Genomic DNA, 16,729 nt, shown 5'->3' with positions numbered 1-16,729 from the left:
GTGGCAAACGCCGCACTGCCGAACCGTATCGACGCCGATACGCTACGGGTCAGTAGCAGGGCAGTAGCCCATTCGTAGTCAACGAACCCCCCGTGACCAGGCAGGGAGCCGCATCCCGATGTCCGAGCCGGCAGAGCAGCACCAGATCGACATTCACACGACCGCGGGCAAGATCGCGGATCTGCAGCGCCGGATCGGCGAGGCCACCCACGCCGGTTCCGAGCGGGCGGTGGAGAAGCAGCACGCGAAGGGGAAGCTGACCGCGCGCGAGCGGATCGCACTGCTGCTCGACGAAGGTTCGTTCGTGGAGCTGGACGAGCTGGCCCGGCACCGGTCGACCAACTTCGGCCTGGAGAAGAACCGCCCGTACGGCGACGGCGTGGTGACCGGTTACGGCACCGTGGACGGGCGCCCGGTCGCGGTGTTCTCGCAGGACTTCACCGTCTTCGGCGGCGCGCTCGGCGAGACGTACGGCCAGAAGATCATCAAGGTCATGGACTTCGCCCTGAAGACGGGCTGCCCGGTCGTCGGCATCAACGACTCCGGCGGCGCCCGCATCCAGGAGGGCGTGAGCGCGCTCGGCATGTACGGCGAGATCTTCCGCCGCAACACCCACGCCTCCGGCGTCATCCCGCAGATCTCGCTGATCGTCGGCCCGTGCGCGGGCGGCGCGGTGTACTCGCCCGCGATCACCGACTTCACGGTGATGGTGGACCAGACCTCGCACATGTTCATCACCGGGCCCGACGTCATCAAGACGGTGACCGGCGAGGACGTGGGCTTCGAGGAGCTGGGCGGCGCCCGCACCCACAACACGACCTCGGGCGTGGCCCACCACATGTCGGGCGACGAGAAGGACGCGATCGAGTACGTCAAGTCCCTTCTGTCCTACCTGCCTTCGAACAACCTCTCCGAGCCGCCGGCCTACCCGGAGGTCGCCGACACCGAGGCGACGGACGAGGACCGCGAGCTCGACGCGCTGATCCCGGACTCGGCGAACCAGCCGTACGACATGCACACCGTCATCGAGCACGTCCTCGACGACGGCGAATTCCTGGAGACCCAGGCGCTGTTCGCGCCGAACATCCTGACCGGCTTCGGCCGCGTCGAGGGCTTCCCGGTCGGCGTGGTCGCCAACCAGCCGATGCAGTTCGCCGGTTGCCTGGACATCGGCGCGAGCGAGAAGGCCGCGCGCTTCGTCCGCACCTGCGACGCCTTCAACATCCCGGTGCTCACCTTCGTCGACGTGCCGGGCTTCCTGCCGGGCGTCGGCCAGGAGCACGAGGGCATCATCCGGCGCGGCGCGAAGCTGATCTACGCGTACGCCGAGGCGACCGTCCCGCTGATCACGGTCATCACCCGCAAGGCCTTCGGCGGCGCCTACGACGTCATGGGCTCCAAGCACCTGGGTGCCGACCTCAACCTGGCCTGGCCGACCGCGCAGATCGCGGTCATGGGTGCGCAGGGCGCGGTCAACATCCTGCACCGGCGCACGATCGCCGAGGCGGAGGCGAACGGCGAGGACATCGAGGCGGTGCGCACCCGCCTCATCCAGGAGTACGAGGACACCCTGCTCAACCCGTACATCGCGGCCGAGCGCGGGTACATCGACGGTGTGATCCTGCCGTCCGAGACCCGTCCGCAGATCGTGAAGGGCCTGCGTCAGCTGCGTACGAAGCGGGAATCCCTGCCTCCGAAGAAGCACGGCAACATCCCCCTCTAGGACCTAGACCTCAAGGAGCCGTTGTGATCAAGGTCGTACGAGGCAACCCGACCCCCGAGGAGCTGGCCGCCGCCCTGGCGGTGGTCCAGGCCCGGGCCGCGGCGACGGCGGCGGCAGCCGCCGAGAGCGGCGGCCCGTCGGCTCCCGAGGGCTGGTCGGACCCGGCACGCATCGCGCGCAGCGTCCGCCACCGCCCGGGCCCGCGCTCCTGGGCGCGGTCCTACTGGCCGGTGTAGACACCGACGCGTTCCGGTACGGCGAAGGCCGGATCCCTTGTGCGGGGGATCCGGCCTTCGCCGTACGCGCGGTCGCCGGGGTCACCGGACTCACCGGACTCACCGGACTCACCGGCGGCGCAGGAAGACGGCCGAGGCGAGGGCGCCCGCCAGGACCAGGGCCGCGTTGACGAGGACCGCCCGGGAGATGCCGTCCGGGAGCTCGGTCGCCGTGACGAGGACGGCGCTCATCACCGGGGTGCCGAGCGTGATGCCGATCTGCTGGGTCATGGTGGCGATGCCGGTGGCCATGCCCTGCTCGGCGTCGGGCAGGCCGGAGGTGGCGGTGACCATGAAGGCGACGATGGCGAGCATGTTGCCGATACCGCCGGTGTGGCACTCTGACCAGCAGGTTTGTCGCTTAGTCACAGGTTGGCTACCTTGTGAACATGGCCACGCCGCATGCGAGGCGGGCGTTCAAGTACCGCTTCTATCCGACTGATGCGCAGGCAGCCGAGCTGTCGCGCACCTTCGGGTGCGTGCGCAAGGTCTACAACCTGGCGCTCGCGGCTCGTACCGAGGCGTGGGCCCGGCAGGAGCGGGTGAACTACAACGCCACTTCTGCGATGTTGACGGCCTGGAAGAGGACTGAGGAGCTGGCGTTCCTCAATGACGTGTCCTCGGTGCCGCTCCAGCAGGCCTTGCGACACCTGCAGGCGGCGTTCACCGGCTTCTTCGGCAAGCGGGCGAAATATCCGCGCTTCAAGTCGCGGAAGCGGTCCCGGAAGTCCGCCGAGTACACCACCAGCGGGTTCCGCTTCCGCGACGGCACGCTGACCCTGGCGAAGATGTCAGAGCCGCTGGACATCGTGTGGTCGCGTCCGCTCCCTGGGGGAGCGCATCCGTCCACGGTGACCGTGAGCCAGGATGCGGCGGGGCGCTGGTTCGTCTCCCTGCTGTGCGAGGACCCGTTCGTGAAGCCGCTCCCGGCCACGGACGCAGCCGTCGGTATCGACGTCGGCCTGGATCACCTCCTGACGCTCTCCACGGGGGAGAAGATCGCCAACCCCCGGCATGAACGTCGTGACCGTGCCGCTCTGGCCAGGGCCCAGCGGAGCCTTGCTCGCAAGGCCAAAGGCGACGGCGCCAACCGGGCCAAGGCCCGGCGGAAGGTCGCGAAGATCCATGCCCGCATCGCCGACCGGCGGCGCGACCACCTGCACAAGCTGACCACTCGACTCGTGCGTGAGAACCAAACGCTCGTGATCGAGGACCTGACCGTGCGCACGATGGTCAAGAACCGGAGCCTGGCCCGCGCTATCAGCGATGCGGCGTGGTCGGAGTTCCGGGGCATGCTGGAGTACAAGGCCGCCTGGTACGGACGGGAAGTGATCGCGGTCGACCGCTTCTTCCCCTCCTCCAAGCTGTGCTCCCACTGCGGCAGGCTCGCCGAGAGCATGCCGCTGCACGTCCGTACCTGGACGTGCGAGGGCTGCGGCACGACCCACGACCGGGACGTGAACTCGGCGAAGAACCTCAAGGCCGCCGGGCTGGCGGTGTCGGTCTGTGGAGCCGGCGTAAGACCCCAACGGAGAACTCCGGGCGGGCAGCCGGCGACGAAGCAGAAAGCCCCACGGCGCGAGCTGTAGGAGTCCTCTCGCTAACGAGAGGGGGATGCCAACAGGAAGACCAGCGAGAGTGCATGGAGGCTTTGGGGGACCAGGGCAGCGGGGTCCCGCACCAGCGTCGCGACGACCTGCGTCGCCGAAGAGGGCACCCACTGGCCTTCACGGCCTCCGTCACGCCCGATTGGCCGAGCAGTCCGTGCCCGCCGCCGACACCGGCGGCCTCGCGGGCGACCTGCGGGCCAACGCCGCGCTCGTACGGGAGACCCTCACGGATCCGCGGATGGGCGCCGTGTTCCGGGCCGTGATCGCGGCGGCGGCCTGCGACGAGGAGTGCGCGGCGGCGCTGCGCGGCTTCTACCGCACCCGCCTGGCCGAATGGGCGCCGGTCGCGGCCCGCGCGGAGGCGCGCGGCGAGCTCCCGGCGGGCACCGACGCCCTCGAACTGCTCCGCGCGGTCTCGGCCCCGCTCTACTACCGCTTCGCGATCACCCACGAGCCGCTGACCCCCGCCGACGCGGAGCGGGCCGTGACCGCCGCCCTGGCCGCGGCGGCGGCCGGCGCGTTCCGCACCGGAGGGCCGGGAGGGGCGGAATAGTCCTTTGGCACCGGGGCGGTTGAGTACCCGTACTCAGGCGCCCCGGCGGCCCCGCCCCGCACGATCGGACCATGCTCTGGTCCGACCCCGAAGACGAGCCGCCGAAGGACATGCGCGAGATGCAGGCGATGCTGCGGCGCGCAGGCGTCGTCATCGCCCTGGCGTTAGTGGTGTGGATGTTCGTGGTCGGCGCACGCTGACCGTCCGCCGACGGGAGGAGGACCCGCCCGTCGCTCGCTACGCTGCCCCCATGACTGCTGATCGCCGCCGCCTCGTGCTCGCCTCCGCCTCACCCGCCCGGCTCGGACTGCTCCGGCAGGCCGGACTCGCACCCGAGGTGATCGTGAGCGGTGTCGACGAGGACAAGGTGCACGCGCCGACCCCCGCCGAGCTGGCGCTCGCCCTCGCCGAGGCCAAGGCCGCGCACGTCGCGGCCAAGCCGGAGGCGAGCGGCGCCCTGGTCATCGGCTGCGACTCGGTCCTGGAGCTGGACAAGCAGGCGCTCGGCAAGCCCGCCGACGCCGCGGAGGCCACCGCCCGCTGGAAGTCGATGCGGGGCCGGGTCGGCATCCTCCAGACGGGCCACTGCGTGTACGACACGACGGCCAAGCGCTACGCCTCGGCCACCGCCTCCACCGTCGTCCGCTTCGGCGACCCGACGGACGCCGAGATCGACGCGTACGTGGCCAGCGGCGAACCCCTCCACGTGGCCGGCGCGTTCACGCTCGACGGGCGCTCGGCGCCGTTCATCGAGGGCATCGACGGCGACCCGGGCAATGTCATCGGCCTCTCGCTGCCGCTGCTCCGCACGCTGCTGCGCAAGCTGGACGTCTCGATCACCGACCTCTGGGCCTAGCAGGCACCCTCAGGCTGCGGCCGGGGCCTCCGGCGCGTCCGGCACCTGCTCCGGGCGCGCCGTGGTCTCCCCGTACGCCACCAGCGTGAGCACGATCAGGGCGACCACGGCCATCAGGAACGCGAAGGCCGCCCAGCCGAGCAGCCCCACCGCCACCGCGCCGAGCACCCCGTGCACGACCGCGCAGCCGACGAGCAGCGCGCGGCCCGGGCGGCCGGGGCGGCGGTCGCGGATCGCGGCGATCAGCGGGACCAGGCCGCACAGGAGCAGCAGCGCGCCGGAGCCGATGCCGAGGGCCCAGGTGCCGGTGTACATGACGTCCGGATCCAGCCCGTCGAGGGACATCGACTGGGCCTTCACGAAGCGGGCCATCACCGCGTTGATCGCGACGATGCCGGGCGCTTCGAGGAAGAGCACCGCCGCCGTCACGAGTGCTATCGGTCTGCGGGCCACCTCGGCCACCCCCTGGATCCCGTGGATACGGCTGTTACCTACGGTACGTACGACACGGCGAAGGCTACTGACCGGTAAACCGCCGGACAAGGGCCGGACAAGGGTTCGTGTCACCGGGTTTCCACGGGGTGCCCGTCCGGCGACAGCGCAAAGAATCATTGAGCCATTCGTAGGGACTCCACAAAGAAACCCATTTGGCGACTGGCCGCGGGAACAGAGACCTGCGCCACACCTCGGAGCTACTGTGCCGTAAAGAATCCCTGCGTACCGTGGTGCGACAAGGGATTTCACGACCCGAGCGAGCCTCGATTCACGCTCCGTGTGGGCAAGCTCACCATTGGGGACGGGTCGAAGTGCCGTGTCGGCAGTCCCTAAACTCAGCTTGTTTCAAGGAGGGAGCCATCGTGCGCAAGGTGCTCATCGCCAACCGTGGCGAAATCGCTGTCCGCGTCGCCCGGGCCTGCCGGGACGCCGGGATCGCCAGCGTAGCCGTCTACGCCGATCCGGACCGGGACGCTCTGCACGTCCGCGCGGCCGACGAGGCGTTCGCCCTGGGCGGTGACACCCCGGCCACCAGTTACCTGGATGTCGCCAAGGTGCTCCAGGCCGCTGCCGACTCGGGCGCCGACGCGATCCACCCCGGCTACGGCTTCCTCTCCGAGAACGCGGAGTTCGCCCAGGCCGTGATCGACGCCGGCCTGACCTGGATCGGCCCGCCGCCGCAGGCCATCCGCGACCTCGGTGACAAGGTCGCCGCCCGGCACATCGCCCAGCGCGCCGGCGCGCCGCTGGTCGCCGGCACCCCGGACCCGGTCTCGGGCGCCGACGAGGTCGTCGCCTTCGCCGAGGAGCACGGCCTGCCGATCGCGATCAAGGCCGCCTTCGGTGGCGGTGGCCGCGGTCTGAAGGTCGCCCGCACCCTCGAAGAGGTGCCGGAGCTCTACGACTCCGCCGTCCGCGAGGCCGTCGCCGCCTTCGGCCGCGGCGAGTGCTTCGTCGAGCGCTACCTGGACAAGCCGCGGCACGTCGAGACCCAGTGCCTCGCCGACTCCCACGGCAACGTCGTGGTCGTCTCCACCCGTGACTGCTCGCTCCAGCGGCGCCACCAGAAGCTGGTGGAGGAGGCCCCCGCCCCGTTCCTGAGCGACGAGCAGAACGCGGAGCTGTACGCCGCGTCGAAGGCCATCCTCAAGGAGGCCGGCTACGTCGGCGCCGGCACCGTCGAGTTCCTCGTCGGTGTCGACGGCACGATCTCCTTCCTGGAGGTCAACACCCGCCTCCAGGTCGAGCACCCGGTCACCGAAGAGGTCACCGGCATCGACCTGGTCCGCGAGATGTTCCGCATCGCCGACGGCGAGGAGCTCGGCTACGGCGACCCGGAGGTCCGCGGCCACTCCTTCGAGTTCCGCATCAACGGCGAGGACCCGGGCCGCAACTTCCTCCCGGCCCCCGGCACCGTCACCACCTTCGCGCCGCCGACCGGCCCGGGCGTCCGCCTGGACGCGGGCGTCGAGACCGGCTCGGTCATCGGCCCGGCCTGGGACTCGCTGCTCGCCAAGCTGATCGTCACCGGCGCCACCCGCGAGCAGGCGCTGCAGCGCGCCGCCCGCGCGCTCGCCGAGTTCAAGGTCGAGGGCATGGCCACGGCCATTCCGTTCCACCAGGCCGTCGTGGTCGACCCGGCGTTCACCGCCGACCCGTTCCGCGTCCACACCCGGTGGATCGAGACCGAGTTCGTCAACGAGATCAAGCCCTTCGCCCCGGCGGGCGGCGAGGCCGACGAGGACGAGACCGGCCGCGAGACCATCGTGGTCGAGGTCGGCGGCAAGCGCCTGGAGGTCTCCCTCCCGTCGTCGCTCGGCATGACCCTGGCCCGCACCGGCCTGGCCGCCGGCGCCAAGCCCAAGCGCCGCGCCGCCAAGAAGTCCGGCCCGACGGCCTCCGGCGACACCCTCGCGTCCCCGATGCAGGGCACCATCGTCAAGGTCGCGGTGGAGGAGGGCCAGGAGGTCAAGGAGGGCGATCTGATCGTCGTCCTGGAGGCCATGAAGATGGAGCAGCCGCTCAACGCCCACCGCTCCGGCACCGTCAAGGGCCTGAGCGCCGAGGTCGGCGCCTCGGTGACCTCGGGCGCGGCGATCTGCGAGATCAAGGACTGACGTCCGCACAGGTACGGTACGGAGGGCCCGCGGGCGGATCGCCGCCCGCGGGCCCTTCGCCGTACCGGGACCACGAGGAAGAGGGCGTACGCATGCGGGCCGATGCGCGCCGCAACCACGAGCGGCTGCTCGCCGAGGCGCGGGCCGCCTTCGCCGCGCACGGCACGGACGCGGCCCTGGAGGACATCGCCCGCCGAGCGGGGGTCGGCATCGGCACCCTGTACCGGCACTTCCCCACCCGGGAGGCACTGCTCGGCGCGGTCGTACGGGACGGGCTCGCCGGCCTGCTCGACCGCGCGGCGGAACTGGCCGGGGCGCCCGATCCGCGCGTCGCCCTGGTGGCGTGGCTGCGGGCCCTGATCACCCACGCCCGCGAGTACCGCGGTCTGTCGGTGGCGCTCATGTCCGTGGCGCCCGGGCGGAGTTCGACGCTCGCCGAGTGCGGCGAACCGCTGCGGGCGGCGGGCGACCGGCTGCTCGCGCGGGCCCGGGAGGCGGGCGCGGTGCGCACCGGGGTGCCCATCGAGGATCTGACGAAACTGGCGCACGCCATCGCACTGGCCGCCGAACGCTCCCCGGAGGACCCGGAGTTGGCGGACCGGCTGCTGGATCTGACGGTACGGGGGATCATGCCGTGACACATCCGACTGTGACACATCCGGACATGGCCCTGGTGGGCCACTGGGGCAGCAGCCCGTTCGACGTGGGCGCGATGGAGACCAGCGCCCTGGGCTTCCTGCCGGACGGCCGCGGCTGGAGCGAATTCTCCAGCGCGAGCTCGGAGTTGAGCGTGGGCCGGTTCCGCTGGCACTGCCCGGCCCCCGGCCTCCTGGAGCTCCGCTACCACCTGCGGGTCAGCGGCACCTGGGACCCGCCGCCCTCCGGGGCCTCCTGGGGCTTCGGGGCCGTCACCGATCACGGCCCGGACGACGAGGTGATCCGCACCGGCTACCGCATCGGCCCGGAGACGCCGCCGTACGCCGACGCGCCGGTCATGACCCTGGTGCTCGACGACGCGGTCGAGTTCGCCCACCACTTCGCGCGGGGCCGCACGGAGATCGCGGAGAGCGACGACGTCTCCGCCGCCCCCGTCCCGTACCGACGGGACTGAGCTCCTCGCGGATACCGGCCGCTCAGCGCCGGCGCAGGTCCGCGACGCGGGCGGCCGAGCGCTCGGGGGCGAGCACATCGGCACCCAGCGGGCCGCCGGGACCGCCGCGGAACTGTCCGCCCGGCAGCCGGCCGCGCTGCCCCGGCAGCGGCACGTCACGGCGCGGGCGGCCGCCCGGGGGGTGCTGCTCTCCCCCGTGCGCGGCGGCGCCGGTGCCGGCCACCGCGATCTGCACGCCCTGGTCGGCCAGGGCCTGCAACTCGGTGGCGGCGCGCTCGTCGTGCGCGGGGGGCTCGTCGGTGACCAGGCGGGTGATCACATCGGTCGGCACCGTCTGGAACATGGTGTCGGTGCCGAGCTTGGTGTGGTCGGCGAGCACCACGACCTCCGCCGCCGCCTGCACCAGCGCCCGGTCCACGCTCGCGGAGAGCATGTTGGACGTGGAGAGGCCACGCTCGGCGGTGAGGCCGCTGCCGGACAGGAAGGCCCGGGAGACCCGGAGCCCCTGCAGCGACTGCTCGGCCCCGCTGCCCACGAGCGCGTAGTTGGAACCGCGCAGGGTGCCGCCGGTCATGACGACCTCGACCCGGTTGGCGTGGGCGAGGGCCTGGGCGACGAGCAGGGAGTTGGTGACGACGGTGAGCCCGGGCACCCGGGCGAGCCGGCGGGCCAGCTCCTGGGTGGTGGTGCCGGCACCGACGACGACGGCCTCGCCCTCTTCGACGAGACTCGCGGCGACATCGGCGATGGCCGTCTTCTCGGCGGTGGCGAGATGGGATTTCTGCGGGAAGCCGGACTCGCGGGTGAGCCCGCCCGGCAGTACCGCACCGCCATGGCGGCGGTCGAGGAGTCCTTCGGCCTCCAGGGCCCGCACGTCTCGCCGTACGGTCACTTCTGAGGTCTGGACGACGCGGGCGAGCTCGCGGAGCGACACGGCTCCATTGGCGCGCACCATTTCGAGGATCAACTGGCGACGTTCTGCAGCGAACACGAAACCGACAGTAACGTGACCGACGGCACTTTGGGCCGATTTGCAGAAGATGCACACAGGCGGGGCCTCCACGTGCTATGGGAGACCCCGCCATTGATCCGGACCGTGCCAGGACTATGCCCCGCCTTGCCGGGGGTTGTCCGAGTCGGCGAACCGTTCCCGCAGGCCGGGACGGTGCCCGGCCTCCCGGTTACGCCTCGCCCGCGGCCTTTCGGGTGTGCAACTGCCGTGCCACTTCCGCGATCGAGCCCGACAGGGAGGGGTACACGGTGAAAGCATTTGCGATCTGTTCAACCGTCAGATTGTTGTCGACCGCGATCGAGATGGGGTGGATCAGCTCGCTCGCACGCGGCGCGACGACACAGCCGCCGACCACGATGCCGGTGCCCGGACGGCAGAAGATCTTGACGAAGCCGTCCCGGATGCCCTGCATCTTGGCGCGCGGGTTGCGCAGCAGCGGCAGCTTGACGACCTTGGCCTCGATCTTGCCGGCGTCGACGTCGGCCTGGGTGTAGCCGACGGTGGCGATCTCCGGGTCGGTGAAGACGTTGGAGGAGACCGTCTTCAGGTTCAGCGGGGCCACCGCGTCGCCGAGGAAGTGGTACATCGCGATGCGGCCCTGCATGGCCGCCACCGAGGCGAGCGCGAAGACGCCGGTGACGTCACCCGCCGCGTACACGCCGGGGGCCGAGGTGCGGGACACCCGGTCGGTCCAGATGTGGCCCGAGTCCTTCAGCCGGACGCCGGCCTCCTCCAGACCCATGCCCGCGGTGTTGGGGATGGCGCCGACCGCCATCAGGCAGTGGGTGCCGGAGATGACCCGGCCGTCGGCGAGGGTGACCTCGACCCGGTCGCCGACCCGCTTGGCGGACTCGGCGCGGGAGCGGGCCATCACGTTCATGCCGCGGCGGCGGAACACGTCCTCCAGGACCGCGGCGGCGTCCGGGTCCTCGCCCGGAAGGACGCGGTCGCGGGACGAGACGAGGGTGACCCGGGAGCCGAGCGCCTGGTAGGCGCCGGCGAACTCGGCACCGGTGACACCGGAACCGACCACGATGAGCTCCTCGGGGAGCTCCTTGAGGTCGTAGACCTGGGTCCAGTTGAGGATCCGCTCGCCGTCCGGCTTGGCGTCGGGCAGCTCGCGCGGGTGCCCGCCGGTGGCGATGAGCACGGCGTCGGCGGTCAGCGTCTCCTCGGTGCCGTCGGCGGCGGTGACGATCACCTGGCGGGAGCCGTCCATGGCCTGCCGGCCGGACAGCCGGCCGCGGCCGCGCAGCACGCGGGCGCCGGCCCGGGTGACGGACGCGGTGATGTCGTGCGACTGGGCGAGCGCGAGCCGCTTCACACGGCGGTTGACCTTGCCCAGGTCCACGCCGACGACGCGGGCCGCCTGCTCGATGTGCGGGGTGTCGTCCGCCACGATGATGCCCAGCTCCTCGTAGGAGGAGTCGAAGGTGGTCATCACCTCGGCGGTGGCGATCAGGGTCTTGGAGGGAACACAGTCGGTCAGGACGGACGCGCCGCCGAGGCCGTCACAGTCGACGACGGTCACCTCCGCGCCGAGTTGGGCGCCCACCAGGGCCGCCTCGTAGCCGCCGGGTCCGCCGCCGATGATCACGATCCGGGTCACTGGGATCTACGCCTCGCGCTCTCGTTCTGCCGGGGAGTCCCCCCGCTGGGCTGCAGTGCGTACGCCATTGTCCCGCACGCTTCAAGTGCGTACCCCATTGTCCCGTACGCACGGGCGAGCCACGCGCCGGGGGCGGAACGGGGGCGTGGCGCGGGTGTGCCGGGGGCGGGGACGGGTGCGCCGGGGACGGGGTGCGGGGTCGCCGGAGGCGTGGTGCCGGGACGGGTGGGGCTGTGCCGGGGGCCTACTCGTGGGTCACTTTCCGGCGCCGTACTCCCGTCGTCTCCCCGTCGTCCGGGACGTCGTCATCCACCCCGCCCGCTCCCGTACCCTCGACCCCATGTCGCTCTACGCCGCGTACGCCGGCAACCTCGACGCGCGGCTGATGACCCGCCGCGCTCCGCACTCGCCGCTGCGCGGCACCGGCTGGCTGAACGGCTGGCGGCTCACCTTCGGCGGGGAGCAGATGGGCTGGGAGGGCGCGCTGGCCACGATCGTGGAGTCCCCGAGCTCCCAGGTGTTCGTGGCCCTGTACGACATCGCGCCGATGGACGAGGAGTCGATGGACCGCTGGGAGGGTGTCGGGCTCGACATCTACCGGCGGATGCGGGTCCGGGTGCACACGCTGGACGGCGACGAACCGGCCTGGGTGTACGTGCTCGACGCGTACGAGGGCGGGCTGCCCTCGGCCCGCTATCTGGGCGAGGTCGCGGACGCGGCGGAGTCGGCGGGCGCGCCGCACGACTACGTGATGGAGCTGCGCAAGCGCCCCTGCTGACGATCCGACGAGGCACGGGCGGCCGATCTCTTCGTCGGAAACGACAAGACAACGATCGCAGGTCCGTGCGCGACGTCATCTACGCGCGTAGGGATTCTCCGGCTAGGCTGCTGGGCGTATCAAATCCGTCCGGGGCCTCCTCCTCGGACCCCCCTCCCCGAGGCGAGAGAGTCAGTGAACGCTACTGCCACCCCGTACGAGGCCGCCGAGGCCGCCGCCGCGCGCCTGCGCGAGCTGACCGGCGTCGAGAACCACGACGTCGCCCTGGTCATGGGCTCCGGCTGGGCCCCCGCCGTCGACGCGCTCGGCGCGCCCGAGGCCGAGTTCCCGGTCACCGAGCTGCCCGGCTTCCCGCCGCCGGCCGTGGAGGGCCACGGCGGCAAGATCCGCTCGTACAAGATCGGCGAGAAGCGCGCCCTGGTCTTCCTCGGCCGCACCCACTACTACGAGGGCCGCGGCGTCGCCGCCGTCGCCCACGGCGTCCGCACCGCCGTGGCCGCGGGCGTCAAGACCGTCGTCCTCACCAACGGCTGCGGCGGCCTGCGCGAGGGCATGCGCCCCGGCCAGCCGGTGCTCATCAGCGACCACCTCAACCTGACGGCGGCCTCCCCGATCGTCGGCGCGAACTTCGTGGACCTGACGGACCTGTACTCGCCGCGGCTGCGCGCGCTGTGCAAGGAGGTGGACCCGACGCTGGAGGAGGGCGTGTACGTCCAGTTCCCCGGCCCGCACTACGAGACCCCGGCCGAGATCAACATGGTCCGCGTGCTCGGCGGCGACCTGGTCGGCATGTCCACCGTCCTGGAGGCCATCGCGGCCCGCGAGGCCGGCGCCGAGGTCCTGGGCATCTCCCTGGTCACCAACCTGGCGGCGGGGCTCTCGGGCGAGCCGCTGAACCACGAGGAGGTCCTCCAGGCGGGCCGCGACTCGGCGGCGCGGATGGGTGAGCTGCTGACCCGGGTGCTCGACCGGATCTGAGTTCTTCCCGCGCCCCTCGCACCGATCGGCCCCAGGGGGCCGATCGGGCTTCGGAGCGCTGCGGCGGCCTCCGACCGCCGGGCCGTCCGGCTCGCCGGGGGACGCCGGGGTGCCAGGGGCCGCTGCGCGGGGCTTGTCCCCCACCCCGCCCCTTCCCGTAACCGGGGGCAAGCCCCCCCGTACGGCCTGCGGCCGTGTCCTCAAGCGCCGGACGGGCTGGATGTTCCGCCCGGCGGGCGGAATTCCAGCCCCGCCGGCGTTTGAGGCGCGGGGGTCCGGGCGCCTCCCCACGCGGCGGAGCCGCAGATGTCACAGTCGGGAAGGGGCGGGGTGGGGAAAGGCTCCGCGCAGCGGCACCGCATCCCACCGCACCCGCACCCACCCACCCACCGCCCTCCCTCCCGCACCCCCGAAAGGCACACCACCGTGACGCAGGACGACCTCCTCGCCCGGGCCCAGGCGTGGCTCGCCGAGGACCCCGACCCCGAGACCCGTGAGGAGCTCGGCGCGCTCCTCGACCGCGGCGAGGCCGCCCGGGACGAGCTCGCCGCCCGTTTCGCCGGCACCCTGCAGTTCGGCACCGCCGGGCTGCGCGGGGAGCTCGGCGCGGGCCCGATGCGGATGAACCGCACCGTCGTGATCCGCGCCGCCGCGGGCCTCGCCGCGTACCTGAAGGCGAAGGGCCAGGACGGCGGTCTCGTCGTGATCGGTTACGACGCCCGCTACAAGTCCGCCGACTTCGCCCGCGACACCGCCGCCGTGATGACCGGCGCCGGGCTGCGCGCCGCGCTGCTGCCGCGCCCGCTGCCGACGCCCGTCCTCGCGTACGCCATAAGGCACCTGGGCGCCGTCGCCGGCGTCGAGGTGACGGCGAGCCACAACCCGCCGCGCGACAACGGCTACAAGGTCTATCTGGGCGACGGCTCGCAGATCGTGCCGCCCGCGGACGCGGAGATCGCCGCCGAGATCGACGCGGTCCGTTCGCTGGACGACGTGCCCCGCCCGGCCGAGGGCTGGGAGGTGCTCGGCGACGGCGTCCTGGAGGCCTATCTGGCCCGTACGGACACGGTCCTGACCCCCGGCTCCCCCCGTACCGTGCGGACCGTCTACACGGCCATGCACGGCGTCGGCAAGGACGTCCTGACCGCCGCCTTCGGCCGGCACGGCTTCCCGCCGCCGGCGCTGGTCGCCGAGCAGGCGGACCCGGACCCGGCGTTCCCGACGGTGGCGTTCCCGAACCCGGAGGAGCCGGGTGCCATGGACCTCGCCTTCGAGGCGGCCCGGGCCGTGGACCCCGACATCGTGATCGCCAACGACCCGGACGCCGACCGCTGCGCGGTGGCCGTGCCGGACGCGTCCGTCGAGGGCGGCTGGCGGATGCTCCGCGGCGACGAGGTGGGCGCGCTGCTCGCCGCGCACCTGGTGCACAAGGGCGCGACGGGCGTGTTCGCGGAGTCGATCGTGTCGTCGTCCCTGCTCGGCCGGATCGCCGAGGCGGCCGGCGTCGGCTACGAGGAGACGCTGACCGGCTTCAAGTGGATCGCCCGTGTCGACGGTCTGCGGTACGGCTACGAGGAGGCGCTCGGCTACTGCGTCGACCCGGAGGGCGTCCGCGACAAGGACGGCATCACGGCGGCGCTGCTCATCGCCGAGCTGGCCTCGGAGCTGAAGGAGCAGGACCGCACGCTGACGGACCTGCTCGACGACCTGGCGGTGGCGCACGGTCTGCACGCCACGGACCAGCTGTCGGTGCGCGTGGAGGACCTGGGCGTCATCGCGAACGCGATGGCGGCGCTGCGCGAGAAGCCCCCGGTGCACCTGGCCGGTCTCACGGTCGTCTCGGCCGAGGACCTGACCAAGGGCACGGAGTCGCTGCCGCCGACCGACGGCCTGCGCTACCACCTGGAGGGCGAGTACAAGGCCCGGGTGATCGTCCGCCCGTCCGGCACCGAGCCCAAGCTCAAGTGCTACCTGGAGGTCGTGGTGCCGGTCGCCGACGCGAGCGGGCTCGCGACGGCGCGGGCGACGGCCACCACCGTGCTGGGCGCGATCAAGAAGGACCTGGCGGAGGCGGCCGGTCTGTAGCAGTCGCGCGAGGGCCCGTACGGAACCGATTCCGTACGGGCCCTCCGTATGCGCGCTCACTACGGGCTCTCCGTATGCGCCCTCGCTAACGGACGCTCCGTATGCGCCCTCCGCGTGCGCCCTCGCTGTCCGCCCTCGCTACGGGCCCTCCCGACGGGCCCTCGCCCTTCCGGGTGATTCGGGTACGACGGCGAGCGCGACGCGCGGGCGGGTCCGACCCGGCGGGGCAGGGTGGCCCGGTGTCTCCCATGCCGTCGCAGCTGACCCGCCGCCGCACCGCCCGCGTCCCCCGTATCCGCATCCCCCTCCCCACCGCACCGCCCCCGGGACCCGCGCCGGCGCGCGGCGACACCAGGCTGCGGGCGCTGCGTCACGCGGCCCCGGCCCTGCTCGGCTACCTCGCGGTCCGGCTGCTCGGCCTGCTCGTCCTCGCGCACTGGACGCATCTCAAGGGCCACGGGGTCTGGCGGGCGCTCGCGACCTCCTGGGACTCCCTCTGGTACCTGGGGATCGCCGACCACGGCTACACCCACGAGCACGGCGACCGGCTCACCGGTCCCCCGCGCAGCCTGGCCTTCTTCCCGCTCTACCCGGCCCTGGTGAAGGCCGTCGCGGCGGTCACGCCGGGCTCGCGGGCCTCGGTGGGCCTGGTGCTCGCGGTGCTGTGCTCGTTCGCCGCCGCCTGGGGCGTGTTCGCGGTCGGCGACCGGCTGGGCGGGCGGCGCACCGGCACGCTGCTCGCGGTCCTGTGGGGTGCGACGCCGGTCGCCCTGGTGCAGTGGATGGGCTATACGGAGTCGCTGTTCACGGCACTCGCGGCGTGGGCGCTGTACGCGGTGCTCACCGGGCGCTGGGCCTGGGCGGCGGGCCTGGCGATCGGCGCGGGGCTCACCCGGCCGACCGGGATCGCGGTCGCGGCGGCCGTCTCGGCGGCGGGTCTGCTCGCCGCCCGCCGGCAGGGCCGGGCGCCGCTGCTCGCCGCGTCGGCGGCGCCGCTGGGCTGGCTGGCGTACGTGGGCTGGGTGGGGTTCCGGGTGGGCCGCTGGGACGGCTACTTCGCGGTGCAGCGGGTGTGGGGCAATGTGTGGGACGGCGGCGCGGTGACCCGGTACCGGATGCGCCAGTACCTCGCCTACTCCGCCGATCCGCAGTTCTTCCTCGCGGTGGTGTCGGTGGTGCTCGTGGTCGCGGCCGGGCTCTGGTTCCTGTGCCTGACGGACCGCCAGCCGCTGCCGCTGCTGGTGTTCACCGGGGTGCTGCTGCTGGTGGTGCTGGGTAGCGGCGGTGTCTATTTCCCCCGCGCCCGCTTCCTGGTGCCCGCCTTCCCCCTGCTGCTCCCGCCGGCGATGTCCCTGTCCCGGACCCGGATCCCGGCGGCGGCCCTGGTGCTCGGCGGCGCGGCGCTGTCCTCGGCGTGGCTGGGGGCGTACATGCTGCTGGTGTGGCAGGGCCCGCCGTGAGCCCTGCACCGGCGTACGCCTCCGGAACCCGCCCGCGAAGCCGTCACCGAACCCGTCACCGAACCCG

The 16,729-nt window shown here is 72.5% G+C and carries 15 protein-coding genes and 2 pseudogenes; 13 read left to right on the top strand and 4 right to left on the bottom strand.

All coding sequences use genetic code 11. From position 1 onward, the window contains the following. Positions 1-118: 118 nt before the first annotated feature. Positions 119-1,723 carry an acyl-CoA carboxylase subunit beta gene (locus AB0M18_RS02765; RefSeq protein WP_365754910.1) on the top strand — a complete coding sequence of 535 codons (1,605 nt, stop codon included), beginning with the start codon at positions 119-121 and terminating at the stop codon, positions 1,721-1,723. A 23-nt stretch (positions 1,724-1,746) separates the two neighbouring features. Next, positions 1,747-1,959, top strand: a complete 213-nt coding sequence (locus AB0M18_RS02760; protein WP_365754908.1) for an acyl-CoA carboxylase subunit epsilon — start codon at positions 1,747-1,749, stop codon at positions 1,957-1,959. A gap of 108 nt (positions 1,960-2,067) precedes the next feature. Here the strand turns inward: AB0M18_RS02760 and AB0M18_RS02755 are convergent. Next, positions 2,068-2,328: pseudogene (locus AB0M18_RS02755) on the bottom strand (MFS transporter); the annotation flags it as partial. A gap of 59 nt (positions 2,329-2,387) precedes the next feature. On the opposite strand from AB0M18_RS02755, the gene AB0M18_RS02750 reads away from it, so the two are divergent. The 4 genes and pseudogenes from AB0M18_RS02750 to AB0M18_RS02735 all read left to right on the top strand — a co-directional run bounded on the left by AB0M18_RS02750 (position 2,388) and on the right by AB0M18_RS02735 (position 5,017). Next, positions 2,388-3,587 (top strand): RNA-guided endonuclease TnpB family protein, encoded by a 1,200-nt coding sequence (locus AB0M18_RS02750; protein ID WP_365754907.1) that lies wholly within the window; start codon positions 2,388-2,390, stop codon positions 3,585-3,587. 160 nt (positions 3,588-3,747) lie between these two features. Beyond that, a pseudogene (locus AB0M18_RS02745) lies at positions 3,748-4,161 on the top strand (TetR-like C-terminal domain-containing protein); the annotation flags it as partial. A 71-nt stretch (positions 4,162-4,232) separates the two neighbouring features. Continuing rightward, on the top strand, positions 4,233-4,361 hold the full coding sequence (locus AB0M18_RS02740) for a hypothetical protein (protein ID WP_365754905.1): 129 nt from the start codon (positions 4,233-4,235) through the stop codon (positions 4,359-4,361). 50 nt (positions 4,362-4,411) lie between these two features. Beyond that, positions 4,412-5,017, top strand: coding sequence for a nucleoside triphosphate pyrophosphatase (locus AB0M18_RS02735; RefSeq protein WP_365754903.1), 606 nt, complete (start codon positions 4,412-4,414; stop codon positions 5,015-5,017). Between the two features lie 9 nt (positions 5,018-5,026). On the opposite strand, the gene AB0M18_RS02730 is transcribed toward AB0M18_RS02735, so the two are convergent. After that, entirely contained in the window at positions 5,027-5,470 is a 444-nt protein-coding gene (locus tag AB0M18_RS02730) for a hypothetical protein (protein WP_365754901.1), read from the bottom strand. Between the two features lie 404 nt (positions 5,471-5,874). Here AB0M18_RS02730 and AB0M18_RS02725 point away from each other — a divergent pair, with 404 nt between their 5' ends. The 3 genes from AB0M18_RS02725 (at position 5,875) to AB0M18_RS02715 (ending at position 8,740) form a co-directional block, all read left to right on the top strand. Then, positions 5,875-7,629: a biotin carboxylase N-terminal domain-containing protein gene (locus AB0M18_RS02725; RefSeq protein ID WP_365754899.1), complete on the top strand. Its 1,755-nt coding sequence runs from the start codon at positions 5,875-5,877 to the stop codon at positions 7,627-7,629. Positions 7,630-7,721: 92 nt separating this feature from the next. Then, positions 7,722-8,267, top strand: coding sequence for a helix-turn-helix domain-containing protein (locus AB0M18_RS02720; protein ID WP_365754897.1), 546 nt, complete (start codon positions 7,722-7,724; stop codon positions 8,265-8,267). Continuing rightward, positions 8,264-8,740: a hypothetical protein gene (locus tag AB0M18_RS02715; protein ID WP_365754895.1), complete on the top strand. Its 477-nt coding sequence runs from the start codon at positions 8,264-8,266 to the stop codon at positions 8,738-8,740. Before AB0M18_RS02720 ends, AB0M18_RS02715 begins: the two co-directional genes overlap by 4 nt. A gap of 22 nt (positions 8,741-8,762) precedes the next feature. Here AB0M18_RS02715 and AB0M18_RS02710 read toward each other — a convergent pair whose 3' ends face one another. Both AB0M18_RS02710 and AB0M18_RS02705 read right to left on the bottom strand, forming a co-directional pair. Continuing rightward, on the bottom strand, positions 8,763-9,731 hold the full coding sequence (locus tag AB0M18_RS02710) for a DeoR/GlpR family DNA-binding transcription regulator (RefSeq protein ID WP_365754893.1): 969 nt from the start codon (positions 9,729-9,731) through the stop codon (positions 8,763-8,765). A 190-nt stretch (positions 9,732-9,921) separates the two neighbouring features. After that, on the bottom strand, positions 9,922-11,361 hold the full coding sequence (locus AB0M18_RS02705; RefSeq protein ID WP_365754891.1) for an NAD(P)H-quinone dehydrogenase: 1,440 nt from the start codon (positions 11,359-11,361) through the stop codon (positions 9,922-9,924). A gap of 340 nt (positions 11,362-11,701) precedes the next feature. On the opposite strand from AB0M18_RS02705, the gene AB0M18_RS02700 reads away from it, so the two are divergent. From AB0M18_RS02700 to AB0M18_RS02685, 4 genes are all read left to right on the top strand, one after another. Further along, the gene (locus tag AB0M18_RS02700) at positions 11,702-12,139 is read left to right on the top strand and encodes a gamma-glutamylcyclotransferase (protein WP_365754889.1); all 438 of its coding nucleotides are present in this window, start codon (positions 11,702-11,704) and stop codon (positions 12,137-12,139) included. 174 nt (positions 12,140-12,313) lie between these two features. After that, on the top strand, positions 12,314-13,117 hold the full coding sequence (locus AB0M18_RS02695) for a purine-nucleoside phosphorylase (protein WP_365754888.1): 804 nt from the start codon (positions 12,314-12,316) through the stop codon (positions 13,115-13,117). 426 nt (positions 13,118-13,543) lie between these two features. Next, entirely contained in the window at positions 13,544-15,202 is a 1,659-nt protein-coding gene (locus tag AB0M18_RS02690) for a phospho-sugar mutase (RefSeq protein ID WP_365754886.1), read from the top strand. A gap of 248 nt (positions 15,203-15,450) precedes the next feature. Further along, positions 15,451-16,662: a hypothetical protein gene (locus tag AB0M18_RS02685; RefSeq protein WP_365754884.1), complete on the top strand. Its 1,212-nt coding sequence runs from the start codon at positions 15,451-15,453 to the stop codon at positions 16,660-16,662. The last annotated feature ends 67 nt before the right edge of the window (positions 16,663-16,729 follow it).

Source organism: Streptomyces sp. NPDC051909, from assembly GCF_040681095.1.
Taxonomy (GTDB): Bacteria; Actinomycetota; Actinomycetes; order Streptomycetales; family Streptomycetaceae; genus Streptomyces.
This window is presented reverse-complemented; position numbering and strand designations above follow the sequence as displayed.

Excerpts from the sequence above, each read along its gene's own strand:
- AB0M18_RS02765 (WP_365754910.1), top strand. The coding sequence starts at position 119 with ATGTCCGAGCCGGCAGAGCAGCACCAGATCGACATTCACACGACCGCG.
- AB0M18_RS02750 (WP_365754907.1), top strand. The coding sequence starts at position 2,388 with ATGGCCACGCCGCATGCGAGGCGGGCGTTCAAGTACCGCTTCTATCCG.
- AB0M18_RS02740 (WP_365754905.1), top strand. The coding sequence starts at position 4,233 with ATGCTCTGGTCCGACCCCGAAGACGAGCCGCCGAAGGACATGCGCGAG.
- AB0M18_RS02735 (WP_365754903.1), top strand. The coding sequence starts at position 4,412 with ATGACTGCTGATCGCCGCCGCCTCGTGCTCGCCTCCGCCTCACCCGCC.
- AB0M18_RS02720 (WP_365754897.1), top strand. The coding sequence starts at position 7,722 with ATGCGGGCCGATGCGCGCCGCAACCACGAGCGGCTGCTCGCCGAGGCG.
- AB0M18_RS02700 (WP_365754889.1), top strand. The coding sequence starts at position 11,702 with ATGTCGCTCTACGCCGCGTACGCCGGCAACCTCGACGCGCGGCTGATG.
- AB0M18_RS02685 (WP_365754884.1), top strand. The coding sequence starts at position 15,451 with ATGCCGTCGCAGCTGACCCGCCGCCGCACCGCCCGCGTCCCCCGTATC.